Source organism: Sphingomonas crusticola, assembly GCF_003391115.1.
Classification (GTDB): domain Bacteria; phylum Pseudomonadota; class Alphaproteobacteria; order Sphingomonadales; family Sphingomonadaceae; genus Sphingomonas_I; species Sphingomonas_I crusticola.
In genome coordinates this window covers 849,290-871,279 of sequence record NZ_QTJP01000001.1, presented here as the reverse complement: position 1 = coordinate 871,279, position 21,990 = coordinate 849,290, and the positions used below count along the sequence as shown (strand labels likewise).

General features: G+C 65.7%; 19 protein-coding genes. 11 read left to right on the top strand and 8 right to left on the bottom strand.

The features are described 5' to 3' along the window. The first annotated feature begins 121 nt into the window (after positions 1 to 121). Positions 122 to 781 carry a cytochrome b gene (locus tag DX905_RS04185; RefSeq protein ID WP_240320712.1) on the top strand — a complete coding sequence of 220 codons (660 nt, stop codon included), beginning with the start codon at positions 122 to 124 and terminating at the stop codon, positions 779 to 781. On the opposite strand, the gene astD is transcribed toward DX905_RS04185, so the two are convergent. Both astD and DX905_RS04175 read right to left on the bottom strand, forming a co-directional pair. Then, complete coding sequence (astD, locus tag DX905_RS04180; RefSeq protein WP_116090234.1) at positions 778 to 2,187, bottom strand: succinylglutamate-semialdehyde dehydrogenase; 1,410 nt, start codon at positions 2,185 to 2,187, stop codon at positions 778 to 780. The genes DX905_RS04185 and astD overlap by 4 nt on opposite strands. Then, positions 2,184 to 3,572: a protein adenylyltransferase SelO family protein gene (locus DX905_RS04175; RefSeq protein ID WP_116090233.1), complete on the bottom strand. Its 1,389-nt coding sequence runs from the start codon at positions 3,570 to 3,572 to the stop codon at positions 2,184 to 2,186. The genes astD and DX905_RS04175 overlap by 4 nt, the downstream gene beginning before the upstream one ends. A gap of 19 nt (positions 3,573 to 3,591) precedes the next feature. Here DX905_RS04175 and DX905_RS04170 point away from each other — a divergent pair, with 19 nt between their 5' ends. From DX905_RS04170 to DX905_RS04160, 3 genes are all read left to right on the top strand, one after another. Continuing rightward, complete coding sequence (locus DX905_RS04170) at positions 3,592 to 4,461, top strand: alpha/beta fold hydrolase (RefSeq protein ID WP_116090232.1); 870 nt, start codon at positions 3,592 to 3,594, stop codon at positions 4,459 to 4,461. Positions 4,462 to 4,518: 57 nt separating this feature from the next. Continuing rightward, on the top strand, positions 4,519 to 5,922 hold the full coding sequence (locus DX905_RS04165; protein ID WP_116092315.1) for an NAD(P)H-dependent flavin oxidoreductase: 1,404 nt from the start codon (positions 4,519 to 4,521) through the stop codon (positions 5,920 to 5,922). 62 nt (positions 5,923 to 5,984) lie between these two features. Then, positions 5,985 to 6,689 (top strand): glutamine amidotransferase, encoded by a 705-nt coding sequence (locus DX905_RS04160; protein WP_116090231.1) that lies wholly within the window; start codon positions 5,985 to 5,987, stop codon positions 6,687 to 6,689. Between the two features lie 57 nt (positions 6,690 to 6,746). Here DX905_RS04160 and DX905_RS04155 read toward each other — a convergent pair whose 3' ends face one another. Continuing rightward, a complete protein-coding gene (locus DX905_RS04155) occupies positions 6,747 to 7,034 on the bottom strand; it encodes a hypothetical protein (protein ID WP_116090230.1) in 288 nt (95 codons plus the stop codon). 145 nt (positions 7,035 to 7,179) lie between these two features. On the opposite strand from DX905_RS04155, the gene DX905_RS04150 reads away from it, so the two are divergent. Next, on the top strand, positions 7,180 to 8,070 hold the full coding sequence (locus tag DX905_RS04150; RefSeq protein ID WP_116090229.1) for an iron-containing redox enzyme family protein: 891 nt from the start codon (positions 7,180 to 7,182) through the stop codon (positions 8,068 to 8,070). A gap of 165 nt (positions 8,071 to 8,235) precedes the next feature. Further along, positions 8,236 to 9,009 (top strand): transglutaminase-like domain-containing protein, encoded by a 774-nt coding sequence (locus tag DX905_RS04145; RefSeq protein WP_116092314.1) that lies wholly within the window; start codon positions 8,236 to 8,238, stop codon positions 9,007 to 9,009. On the opposite strand, the gene DX905_RS04140 is transcribed toward DX905_RS04145, so the two are convergent. The 3 genes from DX905_RS04140 to DX905_RS04130 form a co-directional block, all read right to left on the bottom strand. After that, positions 9,001 to 10,290 carry a spinster family MFS transporter gene (locus tag DX905_RS04140; RefSeq protein WP_116090228.1) on the bottom strand — a complete coding sequence of 430 codons (1,290 nt, stop codon included), beginning with the start codon at positions 10,288 to 10,290 and terminating at the stop codon, positions 9,001 to 9,003. The two genes, DX905_RS04145 and DX905_RS04140, sit on opposite strands and share 9 nt — an antisense overlap. A gap of 51 nt (positions 10,291 to 10,341) precedes the next feature. After that, the gene (locus DX905_RS04135; RefSeq protein WP_116090227.1) at positions 10,342 to 10,521 is read right to left on the bottom strand and encodes a hypothetical protein; all 180 of its coding nucleotides are present in this window, start codon (positions 10,519 to 10,521) and stop codon (positions 10,342 to 10,344) included. Positions 10,522 to 10,725: 204 nt separating this feature from the next. After that, positions 10,726 to 13,506, bottom strand: coding sequence for a TonB-dependent receptor (locus DX905_RS04130; RefSeq protein WP_116090226.1), 2,781 nt, complete (start codon positions 13,504 to 13,506; stop codon positions 10,726 to 10,728). Between the two features lie 217 nt (positions 13,507 to 13,723). Between DX905_RS04130 and DX905_RS04125 the strand changes: the two genes are divergently transcribed. Continuing rightward, the gene (locus DX905_RS04125) at positions 13,724 to 14,536 is read left to right on the top strand and encodes a ferredoxin--NADP reductase (RefSeq protein ID WP_116090225.1); all 813 of its coding nucleotides are present in this window, start codon (positions 13,724 to 13,726) and stop codon (positions 14,534 to 14,536) included. Here DX905_RS04125 and nudC read toward each other — a convergent pair whose 3' ends face one another. Both nudC and mutY read right to left on the bottom strand, forming a co-directional pair. Continuing rightward, entirely contained in the window at positions 14,537 to 15,424 is an 888-nt protein-coding gene (gene nudC, locus DX905_RS04120) for an NAD(+) diphosphatase (RefSeq protein ID WP_116090224.1), read from the bottom strand. Then, positions 15,421 to 16,458, bottom strand: a complete 1,038-nt coding sequence (gene mutY / locus DX905_RS04115; protein WP_116090223.1) for an A/G-specific adenine glycosylase — start codon at positions 16,456 to 16,458, stop codon at positions 15,421 to 15,423. Before mutY ends, nudC begins: the two co-directional genes overlap by 4 nt. Before the next feature lie 26 nt (positions 16,459 to 16,484). Between mutY and DX905_RS04110 the strand changes: the two genes are divergently transcribed. From DX905_RS04110 to DX905_RS04095, 4 genes are read left to right on the top strand one after another with little or no spacing between them, the layout of a single operon-like run. Next, complete coding sequence (locus DX905_RS04110) at positions 16,485 to 17,030, top strand: DUF721 domain-containing protein (protein WP_116092313.1); 546 nt, start codon at positions 16,485 to 16,487, stop codon at positions 17,028 to 17,030. A 2-nt stretch (positions 17,031 to 17,032) separates the two neighbouring features. After that, positions 17,033 to 17,734 carry a thioredoxin domain-containing protein gene (locus tag DX905_RS04105; RefSeq protein WP_116090222.1) on the top strand — a complete coding sequence of 234 codons (702 nt, stop codon included), beginning with the start codon at positions 17,033 to 17,035 and terminating at the stop codon, positions 17,732 to 17,734. Next, positions 17,731 to 18,471 (top strand): thioredoxin domain-containing protein, encoded by a 741-nt coding sequence (locus DX905_RS04100; protein WP_162875451.1) that lies wholly within the window; start codon positions 17,731 to 17,733, stop codon positions 18,469 to 18,471. The genes DX905_RS04105 and DX905_RS04100 overlap by 4 nt, the downstream gene beginning before the upstream one ends. 29 nt (positions 18,472 to 18,500) lie before the next feature. Next, positions 18,501 to 21,902, top strand: a complete 3,402-nt coding sequence (locus tag DX905_RS04095; RefSeq protein ID WP_116090220.1) for a chromosome segregation SMC family protein — start codon at positions 18,501 to 18,503, stop codon at positions 21,900 to 21,902. Positions 21,903 to 21,990: the final 88 nt, after the last annotated feature.

Sequence of the window (21,990 nt, the reverse complement as noted above, 5' to 3'; positions counted from 1 at the left end):
ACGCCGGCGCGCAATCGAGCGATCCTTGGGGCCCGGCTAGAGATACTTTCGTCGCACGGCCCGTTGACGGCCCTCGCCGCGACCGCCACGCTCCGCCGGCGAGATGTAGGGGAGTGCTGGCGTGGCCAACAATGAAGTGGGGCGGATAGGCTACAGCAGCGGAGCGATCTTCCTGCATTGGGCGATCGCGATCCTGATCCTGTTCAACCTGTTCTCCGGCTTTTTCCATGACGCGGTGCCAAAGGCCGTGTTCGCCTTCCATATCTCCTCCGGCATCACGATCCTGGTGCTGACGATCATCCGCATCGGCTGGCGGCTGACGCACAAGCCACCGCCGTTCCTGCCGATGGCGCCATGGGAGCGCGGGCTGGCCCATGTCGTCCATTTCAGCCTTTATCTGGTCATGCTGGCCGCACCCCTGACCGGTTGGGCGATGATTTCCGCCCATGCCGACAAGCCCACTGCCGCCGCCATGGTGACGGACGCCGCCCCCCAGCCCGGACCGTCGCCCAAGCGCCGTCAGACGATGATCTGGGGCTTGATCCCGCTGCCCAAGCTGGCGCCGATCGTGCACATTGCCGACCAGCCCGACGGCGAGGCCAAGATCAAGGAAGCCCACGAGCTTTTCGAGGAACGGCACGAAACGATCGGCTGGATCTTCATCGGGCTGCTAATTCTGCACATTGCAGGCGCGCTCAAGCACCAGCTGATCGACCGCCGCCGCGAACTCGCCCGCATGGGGATCGGCAAGGCCCCAGCGGCGTGGGATACGCGGACCTAGGCGTCGAGCAGCCCCTGGCCAATCGTGGCGCGGGCTTCCTCCGCCTCGACGGAGGTGACCGGGTAAGCGCAATAATCGGCGGCATAGAAGGCGCTGGGACGGTGATTGCCGGAGATGCCGACGCCGCCGAATGGCGCGTTGGACGGTGCACCGTTGGTCGGGCGGTTCCAGTTGATCACGCCGGCGCGGGCGCCTGCCCAGAAGCGCCGGTACAGGTCGGCACTGTCGGTGACGACGCTGGCGGCGAGGCCGTAGCGGGTGGCATTGGCCGCGGCGATGGCGGCGTCGAAATTGGCGACGCGGATCAGCTGCACCAGCGGCCCGAATATTTCCTCGTCCGGTAAATCCTGCACGTCGGTGACGTCGACGATGCCGGGGGTGAGGAACGGCTTGCCTGTATCAGGACGCGTCATGGGCCTTAACGCCACGCCGCCTTTGGCGATGAGAGCCTCATAAGCGGCGAGAACCTGAGCGGCGGCATCATTGTCGATCACTGGGCCCATGAATGGTGCCGGCTGATCGTGCGGTGCGCCGACGATAACGCGGTCGAGGATCTTGCCGACCTCTTGCAGTAGCGGACCTTCCGTCCCGTCGCGCACGATCAGGCGCCGTCCGCAGGTGCAGCGTTGCCCGGCGGAGAGGAAGCCGGACTGGACGACAATCGTGGCGGCGGCGTGGATGTCCGGCGTATCCCACACCACCAGTGGATTGTTGCCGCCGAGCTCAAGCGCAAGGATGCGCTGAGGCGTGTCTGCGAACTGGCGGTTGAGAGCCGCGCCTGCGCCCGCCGAGCCGGTGAAGAGCAGTCCATCGATTCCGGGATGCGCGGCTACCGCCTTGCCCTCCTCGCGACCGCCCTGGACGAGCCGGATCGCACTTTCCGGCACGCCCGCCTCGCGGAACCGCTCGAACAAAAAGGCGCCGCTGGCGGGAGTCTTCTCGGATGGCTTGAAGACCACCGCATTGCCGGCCAGCAGTGCCGGCACGATATGCCCGTTGGGCAGGTGCGCCGGGAAATTATACGGGCCCAATACAGCCAGCACGCCATGTGGCTTGTGGCGGATCGCCGTCTGCGCGCCGAGGGCACCGTCCATCCGCCGCTCGGGCGTACGTTCGCCATACGCCGTGATGGAGATGCCGACCTTGCCGATCACGGCATCCACCTCGCCCTTGGCTTCCCACAGCGGCTTGCCCGTTTCGCGCGCGATGATGTCGGCAAATTCGTCAGCGCGGGCGCGGACGATGTCGGCAAAGCGGCGGAGCGTCTCGGCACGGTCCTCAAAGGGCTTGGTGGCCCATCCCGCCCAGCCCGCGCGCGCGGCGCCGACCTCAGCGTCGACATTGCCTGTCTCGCCCCTCCATAATTCCGCGCCGGTGGCGGGCTCGTAACTGATCAATTGGGTCATTTATGCGCCTCGCCCATGCGGCGGATCGCCGCGACCTTCTTGTGCAACAGCGACCAATCGTCGCGCGTGTCGATTGCCGCCCAGATCGCCTCCACTTCGTCGATGTGCATCGAGCAGGGCTCGGCGTCAGCCCAATAAGGGTGATCGGTCGTGCGGGCGCTGTCATAGCGCGTGAGCATGGTTTCAACCTCGCCGAAATGTTGTGTGTATGTGTGGTCATATGGACCAGGACGGCGCCGGCCCCCGGACCAGTCGAAGAAGAAACGGTCGATGCCGACGGTATGCGTGGCGAGGCCCTGCTCGATCGCCTGGACCAGCGCCAGATCGTCCGCGTCCGAGCGTGGCTGTACCCCGAGCCGCGCGAGCATGGCGCGGCTAAACGCATCCTCATAGACTTGCGGAAATGCATCGAGAATTGGCGCCAGCGCCTCGATCGGCGCCAGCTTGACCAATGCAATGGCGAGCTGAACGACATCCCAATGGATTGCCTGCGGCTGGCGCCCGAAGGCGTAGAGACCCTGATGGTCGAAATAGGCGGCGGTGAATTCCGCGTCCCAGAAAGGCGTGAAGCGCCACGGCCCGTAATCGAAACTCTCGCCGGTGACGTTGATATTGTCGCTGTTCAGCACACCGTGGACGAAGCCGGCCGCCATATAGGAAGCGGCAAGCCGCGCGGTACGCTGCACCACCTGTTCCAGCAGCCGCAGCGCGGGCGCATCACCCGGCTGTTCACCATAAAGTTGTTCGAGAACGTAGCGGGTCAGCTGCTCCATTTCATCCGCACGGTCGAGTATGTTGAGGCGCTGGAAGCTGCCGATGCGGATATGGCCGTGGCTCAGTCGCACAAGCACCGAGGAGCGGGTGGGGGAGGGCTCGTCGCCGCGCTGGAGAGGCTCGCCGGTCTCAATCAGCGAAAAGGTTTTGGAGGTGTTCACGCCAAGCGCTTCGAGCATCTCGGTCGCGAGGATCTCGCGCACGCCGCCCTTGAGCGTCAGCCGGCCATCGCCGAACCGGCTATAGGGCGTTGTCCCCGACCCCTTGGTGCCGAGATCGAGCAGCCGCCCCTGGTCGTCACGCAATTGGGCAAAGGTGAAGCCGCGGCCGTCGCCGAGATCGGGATTGTAGCTGCGGAATTGATGGCCGTGATAGCGCAGCGCCAACGGCTGCGGCAGATTTCCGGGCAACGGCCGGAAGCGGCCGAAATGCGCGACCCACTCGTCATTCGACAGGCCATCCATTCCGACCGCCGCCGCCGCGCGATCGTTTCGGAAGCGCAGTATCGCTTGTGGGAAATCGGCGGCTTCGACCGCATCGGCGAGGAAATCGGCGATGCCGACGATCGGCGGTTGCGGGGAGGATGCCATCGCGCCGATATGGGGTGGCATAGGCGGGAGACGCAAGCGCATGGCAGGCCCGACGTATCAAGACGGCTATTGGTATTCCGCCGACGGGCTACGGCTGCACTATCGCGACTATCCGGGCGACGCGGCCCGGGCCCCGATCCTGTGCATTCCCGGCCTGACGCGCAATGCACGCGATTTCGAAGGGGTGGCGGCGCGCCTTGCCGGCACGCGGCGCGTGATCGCGGTCGATCTGCGCGGTCGGGGCGAGAGCGAGTATGCGGCTGACCCGCTGACCTATGTTCCGCAGGTCTATCTGCAGGACCTGCTGGCCCTGATCGTCGAGCATGATCTTCCGCCATTGGTGGCGTTCGGCACCTCGCTCGGCGGCCTGATGACGATGCTGATCGCCCTGACGGATCGGGCGTTCCTGGCGGGCGTGCTGCTCAACGATATCGGACCGGTGCTTGGGGCCGAGGGCATGGCGCGGATCCGCAGCTATGTCGGCCGGGAGCAAAGTTTTGCCGGTTGGGACGAAGCAGCTCAGGCGATTGCCGCGCCGCATACCGCCACCTTCCCCAACTACACGGCCAAGGACTGGCGGCAGTGGGCCTATCGTGTTTGCCGGCGGGATGCCGATGGCCGTATCCGTTTCGATTACGATATGGCAATCGCGACGCCGTTCAAGCTACCGGTGCCCGATCCGGCCTTCGATCTGTGGCCTGCGTTCCAAAGCTTGCATGGCCTGCCGACCTTGCTGGTGCGCGGTGAGCATTCGGACGTGCTGGAGGCGGAAACGGCGTCCGAAATGGCACATCGTCTGCCGGAGATGGATTTCGTGACGTTGCCGGGTATAGGGCACACGCCAACCCTGGAGGAACCAGAGGTGGCCGCCGCGATTGACCACCTGCTCGAAGCGGTCGATCAAGAATAGACGCGCAATACGACTTGTGTTGGCCTAATATGGCCGCGATTTTTTTTGGAGGTTGGTTTGTTTAAGGGATTGCGCCCGATCATGTACGGAGGCCGCGAGGTCTGGCCGCTGATCGAGGGCGGCAAGGGCGTTGCGGTTTCGAACCATGCCAGCACCGGCGCGTGGGCGGCGGCGGGCGGCATCGGCACGGTTTCCGCGGTCAATGCCGACAGCTATGATCCCGAAGGCCGGATCATCCCGCAAGTCTATCGCGCGCTGACGCGCCGCGAGCGCCACGAAGAGCTGGTGCAATATGCTATCGATGGTGCTGTCCAGCAGGTGAAGCGCGCGTTCGAGATTGCGGGCGGCAAGGGCGCGATCAACATCAACGTGCTGTGGGAGATGGGCGGCGCCCAGCGGGTGCTGCATGGTGTGCTCGAGCGGACGAAGGGAATGGTCGCGGGCGTGACCTGTGGCGCCGGCATGCCCTATAAATTGAGCGAGATCGCGGCCTCCTACGGCGTCAATTACCTTCCGATCGTAAGCTCCGGCCGCGCCTTCAACGCGCTGTGGAAGCGGGCTTATTCCAAGGCGGCGGAATGGCTGGCGGGCGTGGTCTATGAGGATCCGTGGCTGGCCGGCGGGCATAACGGCCTGTCCAATGCGGAAGACCCGCGCGTGCCGCAGGATCCCTATCCGCGCGTCAAGGCGCTGCGCGAGACGATGCGCGCCGGTGGCGTTTCGGAAGAGGTGCCGATCATCATGGCCGGCGGCGTCTGGTACCTGCGGGACTGGGACCATTGGATCGACAATCCGGAACTCGGCGCCATCGCTTTCCAGTTCGGTACGCGGCCGTTGCTCACCCAGGAGAGCCCGATCTCCGAACAATGGAAATCGCGCCTGCCGACATTGGAGGATGGCGATGTGCTGCTGCACCGCTTTTCGCCGACCGGCTTCTATTCGAGCGCGGTGCGCAATCCCTTCCTGCGCAACCTTGAGCTTCGCTCCGAGCGCCAGATCGCTTTCAGCCTCGAGGCGGCGGGCGATCATCAGTTCAAGCTGGACGTCGGCGTGAAGGGGAAGAGCTTCTGGGTAACACTCGGCGATCTCCACCGCGCGCGCGAATGGGATGGCCTTGGCTATACGGTCGCGCTCAAGACGCCCGACAACACGCTCGTGTTCGTCACGCCCGAAGAGATGAAGGTGATCCGCAAGGATCAGGCGGATTGCATGGGCTGCCTCAGCCAATGCGCCTTCTCCTCCTGGGCCGACACCGAGGGCAATTCGACCGGGCGGCTGGCCGACCCGCGCAGTTTCTGCATCCAGAAGACGTTGCAGGATATCGCCCACGGTGGCGACATCGACCAGAATCTGATGTTCGCCGGCCATTCGGCTTATATGTTCAAGCAGGATCCGTTCTACTCGAACGGCTTCGTGCCGACGGTGAAGCAGCTGGTAGATCGCATCCTGACCGGCGATTGAGGCTTGCCCGCAGCCAAGGATTTCTGCGCACCACGGTCGATCACGCACGCTAAGGAGCGGCGATGAAGCACGCGCTGATCGTCCGCCATACCCCGTTCGAAGGTGCCGCCGGCTTCCGGCAGCCGATCGAGCAGGCGGGCTATCGATTCGCGCGGATCAACGTCAGCGATCCCGAATTCGCCACGTTCGACTGGCTCGATCCCGATCTGGTGGTGGTGATGGGCGGGCCGATGGGCGTGTATCAGCGTGACCTCCACCCTTGGATTGATGGAGAAATTACCGGGCTGGCGCTGCGGATCGCGGCCGGCCGGGCGACGTTGGGCGTGTGCCTAGGCAGCCAACTCATCGCGGCGGCGCTGGGGAGCCGGGTTTATCCGGGCCCGATCAGGGAAGTGGGTTTCGCGCCGGTGGCGCTGTCGGAAACCGGTGCGCGTTCGCCGCTGCGCCACCTTGTGGGTGTGCCGGTGTTGCACTGGCATGGTGATACGTTCGAGCTGCCGGAAGGCGCGGAATTGCTCGCTACCACGCATGCCTTCGATCAGGCCTTCCGCATCGGCGACAGCCTGCTGGCGCTGCAATTTCACCCTGAAATGGGTGAGGATCCACGCTTTGCGGAGTGGCTGAACGACGAAACCTATATCGCAGAAGCAGGCACCGATCCGCACAGCCTGCGCGCGGATCATGACCGCCTTGGTCCGGCGGCGGTTGCAGCCGGACGTCTGATGCTTGCCGAGTGGCTGGCGCAGCTACCCGACGCCTATGACTGATATAAGAAAGGCCCCGGGATCGCTCCCGGGGCCTCGCTGGTCGATGTCGATCAGCGCTTACTTGTAGTGACGATAGCCGCGCTTATCGATGTAATACTTACGACCGCGGCTATCGCGGTAATAATGATGGTTCTTCTTGAGCGCGGTGTAAGCCGCGCCGCCCGCGGCACCGATCAGAGCGCCATTGCCGGTCGAAACGCCCGGCAAGATCGCGCCGGCAAGTGCGCCGCCGCCGGCACCGATTGCGGTACCCTTGAGCATCTGGCCCGCGCTCTGCGCGGCGACCGGAGAGGTGAGGCCGACCGACAGGGCGACCGCACCCGCGAGAATTGAAATGCGCTTCATTGCGATGTCCTTCCGTATTGAAACAGCCCGAACCTGAACGGCACAACCGAACGCAAGTTCCTTCATTTCGGGTTCAGCTACTATTGGAACATCCCGTGACCAGACCGCGTTGACGGCCCGGATATCATTGGAATGGCGGAACAATATGGCCTCGCAGCCTAATCTAGATTATAAAAGCGGCTCGCAATTTTTCACCGATAGTTTTCAAAGAGGCCTCGCGCATTGGAACCGGGAGCGTCTGCAACCGGGCTTTCCCGACGCCAATTGGCAGAAGACGCTGGAACGCGACCTGCGCATGATGCGGCTGGAAGGCGGCTTCATCGAGGAATTGCGCGCTGAGGTGTCGGATGAGGCCGCGCGCGTGCCCACCGACCCTGAGGGCTTCGTCGCATGGTTCGAGAATCTGAAGCTGGTCGGACCCGGCCAGGGCGATCCGCTTTTCCCGTGGCTGGCCGAGGAAGCGACGCGCGACGAGCTGCGCTGGTTCTTCGAGCAGGAGGCGGCCGGCGAGGCAGGCTTCGACGATCTGGTGGCGCTGACCCAGATCAAGCTGCCGGTTCAGGCCAAGCTTGAGCTTGCTCGCAATTATTGGGACGAAATGGGCCGCGGTCAGGCAGCCGGTATGCACGGCCCTATGCTGGACGGCTTGGTCGAGACGCTAGCAGTCAATCCCGTGATCGAAAATACGGTGTGGGAAAGCCTGGCGCTGGCCAATGCGATGACCGCAATGGCGACGAGCCGCCGTTATGCGTGGCATTCGGTCGGCGCGCTGGGTGTGATCGAACTGACCGCGCCGGGCCGTTCGGCGCTGGTGGCGCAGGGTCTCAAGCGGATCGGCCTTTCCAACCGCGAGCGCCGTTATTTCGATCTCCATGCAGTGCTCGACGTGAAGCATAGCGAGGACTGGAACCGTGAGGCGCTGATTCCGCTGGTGATGGAAGATCCTGCCCGGGCGACCGCGATCGCCGAGGGTGCCCTGATCCGGCTACGCTGCGGGCTGGCCTGTTTCGAGCGCTACCGCACGACTTTGTGGTAATTATCACTCGCTAGGTTAAGGGTGGGCCACGTGAGCGCGGCTTTCAGCCGGACCGAGCTTCCCTGTATATCGTGACAAGCGCACGGCCGGCCCCCTGGGTCCGCCGTGCGCTTGCCATTGTTCGCCTTCAAACCTGTCCCAGCCCTGCTGGCCGAGGAGCCTGCCGTGAAGATCAGCATCGAATCCCGGCTGGATTATACGTTCGATCATCCGACCGACGTCCTGCTGCAGATGGAAGCGGCAATCATCCCCGAGCAGATGGTCAGCGCTTATATCGACGTTACGCAATGCGAGCATTTTGCGCGGGTGGCCGGCCACGACGATATCGGCGACCGCATCTGGCTGCGCGTTCAGGGGCAGCTGATCGTGGATTATAAGGCAATTGTGACCATCGACCGCGTCCTGGCTGACGTCAGCCAACTTTCGATGGTGCCGCCGCACCAGCTTCCCGGCGAGACGGTCCAATATCTGCTGCCATCCCGCTATTGCCCGTCCGACCAGTTTCAGAACTTCGTCGATGCGGAGTTCGGCGCCCTGCACGGCGGCGAGCGGGTGGCGGCGATGCGTGATTGGGTCGAAGCGCGCTTTTCCTATGTGCCCGGATCGAGTTCGGCCGACACGACCGCGCTCGACACGTTCGTGAAGCGTCAGGGCGTGTGCCGTGACTATGCCCATGTGATGGTTACCCTCGTACGTGCGTCCGGGATCCCGGCGCGGATCGCCAGCGTCTATGCGCTGGGCGTCGAGCCGCAGGACTTCCATGCCGTCGCAGAGGTATTTCTCGGCGGCTCGTGGCATCTCGTCGATGCGACCGGCATGGCGACCGAGGGCGGGATGGCAAAGATCGGGGTCGGGCGCGATGCGGCGGACGTAGCCTTTCTTACCGCCTACGGAATGGCGCACATGAACGGCCAATATGTCTCGGTGCAATCAGCCTAGCGAAGCTGACACGCCTTGCTGCCTGGCCAGCCGCACCGCGCGACCGGCGAGCAAGAAGTGCAGAGCCGCCCAGAAATAAAGTAGGAGGTCGATCCGCAGGGCCTTCACCAGCCCCGTAGCCGATGCGGCCGTGCATGCCGCGCTCTGGCAGGCCGCCGCATAGCCTGGCAGCGCCGCGCTCGCGAAGCTGTCGCTGAGCGCGCCGACCGCGAGCGGGCCCAGTCCGAGGCCGATCGCATTCATCACCATAAGCAGGATCGCGATCGCGGTCGCGCGCGCTTTGGGACCGACGCTGTTGACGGTCAGGCCATAGGTCGGGCCGAAATAGAGATGCGCGCCCGCGAGCGGTGCCACCGCGGCCATGGCGAGCGGGCGCGGATCGCCGAAGCTGAGCGCGATCGGGAACAATAACGCCGCCATCAATGCGCCGGCTGCCGCGACGCGCCCCGCGCCGCCGTCGCGGCGCTGGCCGTCGGCCAGCCAGCCGCCGCTGCCAATACCGATCGCGATCGCTATGCCGGCCACAATCCCGAAGCCCGTCGCCGCGTCACGCAGGGGCAGGCCATAAACGCGCATCAATAACGGGACGGCGAAGCTGGTCAGGCCATAGCCGGCAAAGGAGGCGATCGACGCGCCTGCCGCCATGTGGGCAAAACCGGGCGCATGCCACAGCTGAACGGCGACGGCGCGCAAGGGCGGTGCATCGCTTGGTGTCGTCTCCTGCCGCGGGTCGCGCAAGACGAGCGCCATCAGGATGGCGAGCAGAATGCCTGGCACGCCGAGCCAGACGAAAGCCATCCGCCAGCCGAGCGACTGGGCGAGCCAGCCACCCGCGATCGCACCGATCAGCATCCCGGCGGGAATACCCAGCGAAAATAGAGAGAGGGCGGTCGCTCGCTTCCCAGGCGGTACAAGATCGGCGATCAAGGATTGCGCAGTCGGCGCGTAGCCTGCCTCCCCCAGTCCGACGCCGAGCCGGGCAAGGACGAGTTGCGGCACGCTCTGGGCGAGGCCGCACAAAGCGGTCATCGCCGACCAGATGCCCAGCGAGATTGCGATTACCCCGGGGCGGCTCTTGCGCTCCGCAATGCGCGCCACCGGCAGACCCAGGGTGGTGTAGAATAACGCGAACGCCAGGCCGCTCAGCAGGCCGAGCTGGCCGTCGGTCAGACCCAGTTCGACCTTCATCGGCTGGCCGAGAATGCCGACCAACTGGCGGTCGACGAAGTTCAGCACATAAACAAGGGTGAGTAGCGCTATTGGCCAGCGAATCTTCGGCATTGCTCTCCCCAATCTCAGGCGTGGCCTTGAATCCGTAACGGGCGTTCGTGGTTATCGTCCGTTTCGCCGTTTGCCGTCAGTAGCTAAGACCAGGAGCAGCGAGAGCACGCCTCCCACAACGACGAACAGCTTGGCGTCATAGTGGCCCATAAACCCCAAGGTGCTGGCTGCGATCGTCAACAAAGCAGCGCTCACAAACAGCGCGCATGCGACGATGAGCCAGCGATCCATTGCAACGACCTATCAGGCTTCCATTCCGCGCCGAAGCCTGATTCAGCATCGACGAGAGCCATACGACAGGCGAATTTCGGGCGGCGGTTAACGAGTGGCCTCGGTAGCACTCGCGCTACACCGCTGACACGGCAAAAGAGGGTCATTGTTTCGTTGCCTATTTGTCTCAACGCGCCTGCGGTTCTTCGCGGAGCAGTCCAAGGTCTAGAATTTCGTGCGCACGGTCAGGCCCCATGTACGGGGTTCGCCGAGGAAGGCACCATAGAGCTGGGTCGAGGACGCGCCGAATGCGGTCACCTGCGCCACGGTGCCGCCACCCTGCAAAGGTTCGCTGAAGGCAATCTGCTTGTAGTTGCGGTCGAACAGATTCTGCGCCCACAATTCGATCGCCCAGCGCGCATCGTCGCCGCTGAGGCCGAGCCGCGCGTTGACCAGCGCGAAGCCGCCCTGCGCTTTTTCCACGAACAGGTCGGACCCGGTGTTGATCGCGCTCTGGTGGCGGACGTTGACATAGGCCAGCGCCCTAAGTGCGTCGCTCACCGCGGGGGTCCAGCTTGCAGCTCCCGTCCATGTATATTCGGGCGCGTTCGACAGGTGGTTGCCGGGCAGCAGGAAAAGATTGGGCTGAAGAGAATTATTACCGTTCGCCGGGTCCGGCGAGCCGGCGAGATCGTGGCGGTAGCGGGTGTCCGCATAGGTGAAACCCGCATCAAAGCGGACGTCGCGCATGGGGTGCGCGCTCGCTTCGATCTCGACGCCGCGCGAGGTCACGCCGCTGCGCGTGTTGGCACAAGCGGAGTTGCCGGCGACCGCGTCGCTGTCGGTCATGCCCAAATCGTCCTTGCAGCCGCGAATGTTGCTGACGAAGAAATTGAGCCCGTTGAAGGTGTTGAGCTGGAAATCGCGGAACTGCTCGTAGAACAAGGCGGCGTTCAGTTCGACGCTACGCCCGCCATATTTGGCGCCCAGCTCCCAAGCGTCGACCCGTTCCGGCTTGAAACCTAGCGAGCTGAAATCGTTGCGGGCGAGGGTCGCGGAATTGAACAGAGCGGCGCGGTCGAGATTGAACCCGCCCGCCTTGTAGCCGCGGGCAAAGCTTGCGTAGGCCAGCATGTTTGGCGCCGGCTTGTAGCTCAACACGGCGGTGCCGGACCATTCGCCCTCGTGGCGATGTGCGGCGAAGCTGCCATTGGCGCTGTTCACTACGCAGGCGAGGCCGGTGAACGAGGCCAGCGCCGAGTTGGCGAGTGTGCCGGCGAGGCTGCCAATTGCGGGGTTGAGCCCGCCATTACCGCTCGGATTGGCGGTTGCAGCTGCCGCGAGAGCGCGCAGGCGGGAGATGTTGGCTGCATAGACCCCGCAGCCGCTATTGGACGTCAGGGCGGCATCGAGCTGCTTGCGATCGTCAGTGTAACGCGCGCCGAGCGTCAGGGAGAGGCTGTCGGTCAGCCGGACAATGTTGTGGGTAAACACAGCGAGGTTGCGGTCGTGCTGGCTGTAACGATCCAGTTCGCCGGTGCCGTTGAGCGCAACATTCTGGACCTGGCTGGCGATCGTATCCACCACCTGACCGCGTGCCGCCGCCGGTACGCCCGGCATTCCCGCCAGCTGCCCGCTGACGAACGCCCTGGCAAAGCCGGTGAGGTTGGCGAGGCCGAACGAGGGAAAGGCCGCGAAACTCCCACCGGCCGCGCCGATGCGGGCGGCGGCGAACGTTTCGAAATCCTGCCCATAACTCTGGTTGTCGGCATAGGTCAGACGCTCATTGGCGTAATATGCGCCGACCAGCCAATCGAGCCGATCACCGAACGCCTGGCCCTGCAGTCGCACTTCCTGGGTGAAGGTGCGGAAGCGGGTGTAACCGCTGCCGTCACTCGCCCGTACGAGCAGGTCGAGATTGCCGAAATCGGCGTCCTGACCCTTGACGAATTTGTTGCCGCGATAGGCGGTTATCGACGTCAGATGGGCGGCTCCGATGTCGGCCTTAAGCTCGGCAGAGACGCCGCCGTCGGTAACATTCTGTCGGAAGCTGCGGCCAGGCGTGAGAGCCACCTTGCGCGCGAATGTATCGTCCAGAACGCGGCCCGCCCCAGCGCCAGACACCGCCGACACCGTGCGCCCCAGGAGTGCCTCGATCGACGAGGGTCCATAGACCGGCTGGCCGCCGGGTTTGCCGGGCGTGGAGCTGGTGACATCGGCGGCGGGTAGATAGGGTCCGACGCAGCATTCCTCGTTGCGCCTGGAATAGTCGGCGGACACCAAGAGCGAAAAGCTGTCGGTAGGTTGGTAGAGCAGCTTGCCGCGCGCCAGCCAGCGATCCCGATTCTGCAGATGGCGGCCGGAAATCACCTCCTCGATGAAGCCGCGGCGCTTCTGCCATACGCCGTCGAGGCGATAGGCGAGTGTGGACGATGCCGGCCCGGTGATGCCAGCGGCCAAGCGGCGATAGGCATAGTTGCCGATGCTGGCTTCGCCATATTCCGACTGCACGAATTTGGGGTTGGCGGTAACGATATTGATCAGGCCGGCAGACGCGTTGCGCCCAAACAAGGTGCCCTGGGGGCCGCGCAGTACCTCAACCTGCTCCAGCGGGCCGAGCTCAGTAAAGGCGACGCCGACGCGGCTGCGATAGACGCCGTCGACGAAAGTCGCGACGGAGCTTTCGAGCCCGGCATTGTCGCCGACCGTACCGATGCCGCGAATGCGCGCCCCGCCGCCCCCCGCTTCCGATGAGGTCGAGGAGACGAGCAGGGAAGGGGTCAGCTGGTTGAGCTGCCGGATATCCGTCGTACCGCTTTCCGCGAGCCGCCTAGCGCCGATCGCGGTCACGGCAATCGGCACGTCCGTCGGCTGGCCTCCGCGGCGATCGGCCGTGATAACGACCTCTTCGCCCGGGGAACTGGCTTGCGCAGGAAGGACGGCTTGCGCCCAGGCCGAGGTCGCGCCGGCAAGCGCCGCCAGCGCGGTGAGGATATGCTTAGCCATGTCCTGGTCCCCTCCAGCGCCCCGCACTTATGTCCCGCGAGACATTGTGGCAGGCGCGCTAGTCGCGAATCCGATAGCGCTCAATCGGAAAGAGATGGAGCGTGGAGGCTATGCGCAAGGCAAGCTATTCTAGCTGGCGCGCGACAGGCCAAGGTTGCACAGGCACCGGGCGCTGCCTAAGTCGCCCGCTTCCCGTCATGTTCAAAAGGCTGTTCCCGTGACCGTTGCCGTTTCCGCCCCGCTCGAGCCGTCGGCCAGCCTTTCGGTGGAGAAAGTGCTGAGCGTGACGCATTGGAACGAGCATCTGTTCAGCTTCACCATCACACGCCCGACGAGCTTCCGCTTTCGCTCGGGCGAATTCGTGATGATCGGGCTGCAGGGCGATAACGGCAAGCCATTGCTGCGCGCTTATTCGGTGGCGTCGCCGGCGTATGCCGAGGAACTGGAGTTCCTGTCGATCAAGGTGCCGGACGGCCCGCTGACGTCGAAGCTGCAGCAGATCCGGGAAGGCGACGAAATTTATCTCGGCCGCAAGCCGACCGGCACGCTCGTCACCGACGCACTCAAGCCCGGCCGCCGGCTGTTCCTGCTCGGCACCGGCACCGGGCTCGCGCCGTGGATGTCGATCATCCGCGATCCGGACGTCTATGATCTGTTCAACCAGATCGTTGTGGTCCACTCCGTGCGCCGCCTCAGCGACCTGGCTTATCATGACGTGCTGGAGGGCAAGCTGGCGGAGGATCCGCTGGTGGACGAGGCGGCTGCGAACCAATTGTCCTATGTGCCGACCGTGACGCGCGAGGATTTCCACACGCGCGACCGCATCGACGTGTTGATCAAGGACGGACGCCTGTTCAAGGACGGTGCGGCCAATCCGCCGCGGTTCGATCCGGAGCATGACCGGGTGATGCTGTGCGGCAGCATGGCGATGATCAAGGAAACCGCCGAATTGCTCGAAAGCCTCGGCTTCACCGAAGGCTCCAACGCGCATCCAGGTGACTATGTGATCGAGCGTGCGTTCGTCGGCTAACTAAGCGGTCGGAGCTTCGTGTAGCCAAGCATGGAACAACGTATTGGCAATGGCGTAGCGGGGCGGAGCGTCGAACGGCGCGTCCGGATCGCCCGCGAGTGCCGCTGAAACCTCAGCGCGTGTGACCCACTTGGCATCCTCCAGCTCGGCCATGTCGAGCGTGACGATGTCGTCGGCGACGGTGGCGATGCAGGCGACCATCAGCTGCGACGGGAACGGCCAGGGCTGACTGGCGATATAGCGTACGCTGGTTGCGACCACGCCGGCCTCCTCGTGCAATTCGCGCGCCACCGCTTCCTCGATCGATTCGCCGACTTCGATGAAGCCGGCCAAGGCAGAATAGCGGCCGGGCGCGAAGCTCGGCTGGCGGCCGACCAGCACCCGCTTTTCCCGCCCATCATCATGTTCCGCGAGCATGATCGCGACCGGATCGGTGCGCGGATAATGTTCGGTGCCGCATTGCGGGCAGCGCCGCGCCCAGCCGGCATGATGCGGCGCGCTGATCGCGCCGCAATTGGCACAGAAGCGATGGCGGGCATGCCAGTCGAGCACGCTGCGCGCGGCGGCGTAGGTCCCGGCCTCGCCGGCGGAAAGTCCGTCGAGCAGCGTCATCAATTCCGGCGTGCGGCGCGCGGCGGTTGCAGCGGGATCGATGCGCGCGAAGCGGGGAATATTGTCGATCAGGCCCAGCAGCAGCAACTCGTCCAAGGGCAGGGGCACCAAAGGCTGCCACCGCAGCGCACAGTCCGCGATCTGCGGTACATAGTCCGCGAGTTCCAGCATGAGCGCGGCCGGATCTGCCGCCAGACGGGCGAGCGCCTGCCCGTCGTGGCGGACCGGCTCGATCCGGTCCAGCCGCGAGCCGGTAAAGCCGACATACAGGCTCATGCAGCCTCGCCCATCGCCAGCCTGGCGGCACGCGCGAACACGGTCGGCAGCCCGGCATCGTCGATCGCCGCGATCGGCCACCATTCGCCCGTGTTGGAGCGTGCGGTGGAACGCACCGCCATCACGCGGTAATCCAACGCGAAGTGGGTGAAGACATGCCGGCCGGTCGCAACCTCCTGCCAGGCCGCTTCAACCGGAGCGCCCATCAGGCCGGGATCATCGTCACCCCACGGCCCGGTCGGGAGCGCTCGCATGCCGCCAAGCAGGCCGGAAGCGGGGCGGCGGACCAGCAGCACCGCGCCGTCGGATTCCAGCCAAAACATCGTTCCGCTCCACACGGGCTTCGCCGCCTTCGGCGCCTTACGTGGATAGACCGCCGGCGCTCCGGTCGCCCGCGCCGCACACCGATCCGACAAGGGGCAGATCGCGCAAGCCGGTGCGCGCGGCGTACAGATCGTCGCGCCGAGGTCCATCATCGCCTGTGCGAAGTCCCCGGCGCGCAGTGCGGGGGTGATAGTATCGGTGAGGCGGTCGATGGCGGGCCGGGCGGCGGGCAAAGGTTGCTCGATCGCGAACAGCCGCGCCACCACCCGCTCGACATTGGCATCGACCACTACGGCCCGACGGTCGAACGCGATCGCTGCGACGGCGGCAGCAGTATAGCGGCCGATGCCAGGCAGGGCGCGCAACGCGCTTTCGGTGTCCGGAAAGCGGCCACCGCGCGCAGACACCGCCCGCGCGCAGGCGATGAGGTTGCGGGCGCGGGCATAATAACCAAGCCCGGCCCAGGCGCTCATCACCTCCGCCTCCTCGGCGGCGGCGAGGGCGTCGACCGTCGGCCATGCCTGGGTGAATTTCGCAAAATAGGACTTAACCGCCGCAACCGTAGTCTGCTGGAGCATAACCTCCGACAGCCACACGCGATAGGGATCGGCGGCAACGCCGCCGGTCGCACGCCACGGCAACCGGCGGGCGTGACGGTCATACCAGGCAAGCAGGGTGGTGGCGGTATCCGAACCGCTATCGACGAGCATGGCGGCGCTATGGCATGGGCTGGATCATGACGGAACGAAAGAGTCGGGGAGGCAAGCCGCTGGAAGAGCCGAGGCGGCGCGGTCAGCGCGCTGTTGCCGATCTGCTGCCCGACGTGGGCGCGGCCGCCTTCAAGCGGTTCGGCTTCGTCCAGTCCTCGGTCGTGAGTCGTTGGCCCGAGATTGTCGGGCTTCGCTACGCAGAGGTGTCGGCGCCCGAATCTATCCGCTTCCCGCACGGCAAGAAATCCGACGGCACGCTGACGCTAACCGTCGCGGGTGCCCATGCGCCGATGATGCAGCATATCGCGCCCGCGATCATGGAGCGGGTCAACCTGTTCTTCGGTTATGTGGCGGTAGCCCGCATCGTCATCCGCCAAGGCACGATGGCGGTACCAAAGCCGCGGGTCGCGCCGCCTCCGCTGCGGCCGGTGCCCGCTGAACTTGGCGATTCGCTTCGGAACATCACCGATCCGGAATTGCATGCCTGCCTGTCGGCACTGGCCGGTGCGATGGCCGCATCCAATGGACCACCGCTGGTCGGCGTCCGCGTGAACAAAGGAAGCAACGATTGAGCATGGTTCGTCGATTCCTGATCGCTTTGTCGCTGGTGGTGCTGCCTGCCCAGCTTGCCGCCGCGCCCGCCCGCGATTGGTCCAAAGTCGCGCAACGTCTGCCATCGGGCGCGTTCGTTCAGGGCAACCCCGCCGCCCGGATCAAGCTAGTCGAGTTTCTGTCGTTGACTTGCCCGCATTGCGCCCATTTCGAGGGCGAAGCGATCAAGCCATTGACGGCGAAGTATATCGGTACCGGGCTGGTCAGCTACGAAGTGCGCCATGCGGTGCGCGATTCGTTCGATCTCGCCGGATCATTGCTCGCCCGCTGCGATGGCCCGCAGGCGTTTTTCACGACCTTGCCGCGGGTGTTCGCCCAACAAGATACGTGGTTCGCGCGGGCGCAGGCTTGGTCACAGGTCGAGCAAGCCGGCGGTTTGCCGCCCAACCAAATTCTGCTCAAGAGCGCGGGCGGGGCAGGGTTCGATCGCGTATTTGGCATGGCACCCGCGAAGATGAACGCCTGCCTCACCAACAAGGATGAGCAGGCGCTGCTGACCGCGATGGCGGGCGCGGCATGGAATTCGCCCGGCTTTCCCGGCACTCCCGCATTTCAGATCAACGGCCGCATGCAGCTCAAGGTTCGCGAATGGGTCGACCTCGATCGCGCGCTTGCCGCGGCACTCAAAACTCGAACCCCCGTACGAAAGACCACACGCCGATGAAGAACTCGCTCGCTTTGGCCGCGTTGATGGCGCTCGCACTTGCGGGTTGCTCCAAGAAGTCAGCCGACACCCCAGGCGGCGTAACCGCGCCGGCGACGCCGGTCGCCGCAGTGCCGCCGCCGGCGGGCAAGCAGTGGACCGATGTCGTCACTGCGACGCCCGAGGGCGGATATCTGATGGGCAACCCCAATGCACCGGTGAAGCTGGTCGAATATGCGTCGTTCACCTGCCCGCACTGCCAGCTGTTCGCCAAGACCGGCGTGGAGCCGCTCAAGGCGAAATATATCAGCAGCGGTCGCGTCAGCTGGGAATTCCGCTCCTTCACCATCCACGGTCAGGACATGCCGCTGACCATGCTGATGAATTGCCGCGGGGCCGAACCTTTCTTCACATTGTCCGAACAGCTCTACGCGAACCAGGATGCGATCGTGCAGAAGTTCGTCGCGGCGCCGCCGGCTGAATTGCAGCGCATTGCGGGTCTGGCACCGGTCGATAACTTCAAGGCCCAGGCCGAGATTGGCGGACTCTATGGGTTCTTCGGAGCCCGCGGCATGCCGCGTGCGCAGGCCGAAGCCTGCTTGGCCGACACGAAGGCGATCGACCAGATCACCGCTTGGCAAACCAAATATCAGGAAGATGGCGTCAACAGTACGCCGACCTTCTTCATCAATGGCGAAAAGCAGAATGTCGGTGAGTGGGAGCAGCTAGAGCCGTTGCTGGCCCAGGCCGTCGGCTGATGGCATAACGTTCGGCGGGCCGGGGGGCGATGCGGATCAGGAAACTTCGGCTGACGGGCTTCAAGAGCTTCGTCGAGCCGGCTGAGCTGCTGATCGAACCTGGCCTAACCGGCGTCGTCGGCCCCAATGGCTGCGGCAAGTCCAACCTGCTGGAAGCGATACGCTGGGTGATGGGTGAGGGCAGCGCCAAGTCGCTGCGCGGCGGCGGCATGGAGGACGTGATCTTCGCCGGCACCGCCAGCCGCCCGTCACGGGACTTCGCCGAAGTCTCGCTGCTCACCGATCAGGATGGCGAAGAGCATGAGGTGGTGCGCCGGATCGAGCGCGGCGCGGGTTCGGCCTATCGCATCAACGGCCGCGACGTCCGCCAGCGCGACGTGGCGCTGCTGTTCGCGGATGCCGCCACCGGCGCACATTCGCCCGCGCTGGTCAGTCAGGGGCGGATCGCGGCGGTCATCGCGGCCAAGCCAACCGAGCGGCGCCAGATGCTGGAGGAAGCCGCGGGCATATCCGGTCTCCACGTGCGGCGGCGCGAGGCCGAACTCAAACTGCGTGCCACCGAGGCCAATCTGCAGCGGCTCGACGAATTGCTGGGCGAGATGGAGGCGCGCATGGGTGCGCTCCGTCGCCAGGCCAGGGCCGCCGAGCGCTACCGGACGCTGTCGGCCGAGATCCGGCTGGCGGAGGCGCGCAGCCTGTTCGCGCGCTGGCGCGAAGCGGCGGCGGCAGCCGAAGCCGCGCGGGCCGAGGCGATCGCCGCTGAACAAGCGGTGGCGGCAGCGGCGGAGGCGCAACGCGCGGCCGCCGCTCACGCCGGGCAGGCGACCAGTAAACTTGCCGAAGCGCGGGTGGCGGCAGAGACAGCGCGCGAAGCCGCGGGCGGGGTGCGCCACCGGCTCGACGGACTGCGCGCGGAAAAGGTGTCGGTCGAGCGGCGGATCCAGGATCTCGTGCGTCAGGCGGACGCACTGGTGCAGGATCGGGCGCGCGAAGACACGCTGGCGGTGGATGCCGCGGCCGCGCTCGAACGTCTCGGCGAGGAGGAGCAGGGCCTGAACCGCTCGCTGGCAGCTGGCGAGGCGCAGCGTACCACGCTCGATACAGCCGTGGTCGAGGCCGAACGCGCGGCGCGCGACGCCGATGTCGCGTCCGCCCAAGCGATGGCGCGCGCTGCCGCCGAACAGGCCGATATGCGTATTGCGGAAACCGCCCTGGCCGGCGCGCGTCAGCGCCGAGCGCGCGCCGATGCGGAGGTCGCGCGGCTCGATCGTGAGTTTGCCGGGCTGGGCGAAGCGGCGCCGTTGGCGGCCGCCCTCGATGCGGCGCGTGCCGCGCATAAGGAGGCCGAAGCGCGCCTCGGCGTGCTCGGCAGCGCATTGAGCGCCGCGGAGGCGAAGCGCGATATAGCCGCTGCGGCACGTGACACTGCCGAAAGCGAAAACTCCGCCGCGCGGGCGATTCTCGCGGGGCTGGAGAGTGAAGAGCGCGCGCTCGCAACCGCCTTGGCCCAGGCGAAAGGGGATCGCGCGCTCGCCGCGTTGCGGGTCGCGCCTGGCTATGAGCGCGCGCTGGCGGCAGCGCTAGGCGACGATCTCGACGCACCGCTCAGCAGCGACGGCGCGCGCGGCTGGGCAGGCGCGGCTGCCGTGCCGGGCGATCCTGCGCTGCCCCCGGGCACGGCGCCGCTGGGTCCCCAGGTGGAGGGTGGCGAGCAGCTTGCCCGGCGGCTGGCGCAGATCGGCGTGGTGGAGCGTGACGATGGCCAGGCGCTCGCGGTTGGTCAGCGGCTCGTCACCCGGGACGGGCAATTGCGGCGGTGGGACGGTTTCTACGCGCGAGACGTCGGCGCGGCGGCGGCCGAGCGGTTGATCCGTGCCAATCGTCATGCCGAACTGACGACGCAGCTTCCGGCAGCGCGCACGGCAGTGAACGCGGCAAGGGCCGCGCTCGATGCCGCCGGGCAGGCGCAGCAGAAAGCGCGCACTGCGATCGACCGAGCTCGCGCCGAGATCCAGTCGGCAGAGCAGGCCTTGCGCAACGCCCGCCGGGAAGAGGATCTCGCCGGCGCCGCGATCGAGCGCCGGGCCGCAGCCGCAAGCGCACTTGACCAGCGGCGCGCAAGTGCCGACCAGGAACAGACGGACTCGGTCGCCGCCGAGGAAGCCGCCGCGGTGGCGCGCGCGGCGCTACCCGATGGCGCGGAGACACGCGCCGAAGTCGACCGCCTTGGCGCCGTCGCGGATGCGGCGCGTGCGCGGCTGGCGGAGGCGCGGGGCAGGGCGCTCGCACTCGCTCAATCGATCGAGCATGACGGTCGGCGGCTCCAGGCTGCCCGCGCCGAAGCCAAAGGCTGGAAGTCACGTGCTGGCGACGCGGCGCGGCGGATCGCCGAAATGACCAAGCGCGAGGAAGCGGTAGCCGCCGAACGCGCCAGCCTCGCCGATCGTCCGGCGGAACTGGATGCTGCGCTGGCGGCGCTTGCCCGCGATGCGGATCTGGCGGAGGCAAATGCCCGCGCCGCGCGCGAAACCGAAAGCGAGCGGGAAAGCGAACTGCGTCGCATAGAGCAGGTGGTGGCTGCGGTCGGCGAGACGCTGGCGGAGGCGCGCGAATCCCGGGCGGGAGCCCAGGCGCGGGCAGAACATCAGGAGAGCCGCCGCGCCGAACTTTCGCAGCTTTCGGGCGAGCGCTTCGACTGTCCGGCCGCGACTTTGGCGGAGCGGATCGGGTTCGACAGCGCCAGCCTGGCGCCGGCCGCCGATGAGGCGGCACGCCACGATCGGCTCGTCGCCGACCGTGAGCGGCTTGGTCCGGTCAACCTCGTCGCCGAAAGCGAATTGGCGGAGCTGGAAGGATCGCGTGAAACCAATGCCGCCGAGCGGGACGAGCTGTACCAGGCGGTCAATCGCCTGCGCGGCTCAATCGGTAGCCTCAACCGCGAGGGGCGCCAGCGGCTGTTGGCGGCATTCAAAGCGGTCGACAGGCACTTCCGGCGGCTGTTCTCGACCCTGTTCGTCGGAGGTGAGGCTCATCTCGCGCTGATCGACAGCGAGGATCCGCTCGAAGCCGGTCTGGAGATCATGGCGCAGCCGCCCGGCAAGAGGCTCGGCAGCCTGACCTTGCTCTCCGGGGGCGAGCAGGCGTTGACCGCTGTCGCGCTGATCTTCGGCCTCTTCCTTACGAACCCGGCGCCGATCTGCGTGCTCGACGAGGTTGATGCGCCGCTCGACGATGCCAATATCGAACGCTTTTGCGATCTGCTCGCGCAGATGACCGCCGAGACGGACACACGTTACCTGGTCGTGACCCACAATGCGGTGACGATGAGCCGGATGCACCGCCTGTTCGGCGTGACGATGGTCGAGCGCGGCGTCTCCCGCCTGGTCTCGGTCGATCTGGGCGGCGCGGAGACGTTGCTGGCGGCGGAATGAACCGGTGACTGCAAGCGGCCGATTTGCAACGCGCGACAGTTTGGAGACTGCGCTGCGCCGCTATATTATGGAGCGCCAATTGCTCGGA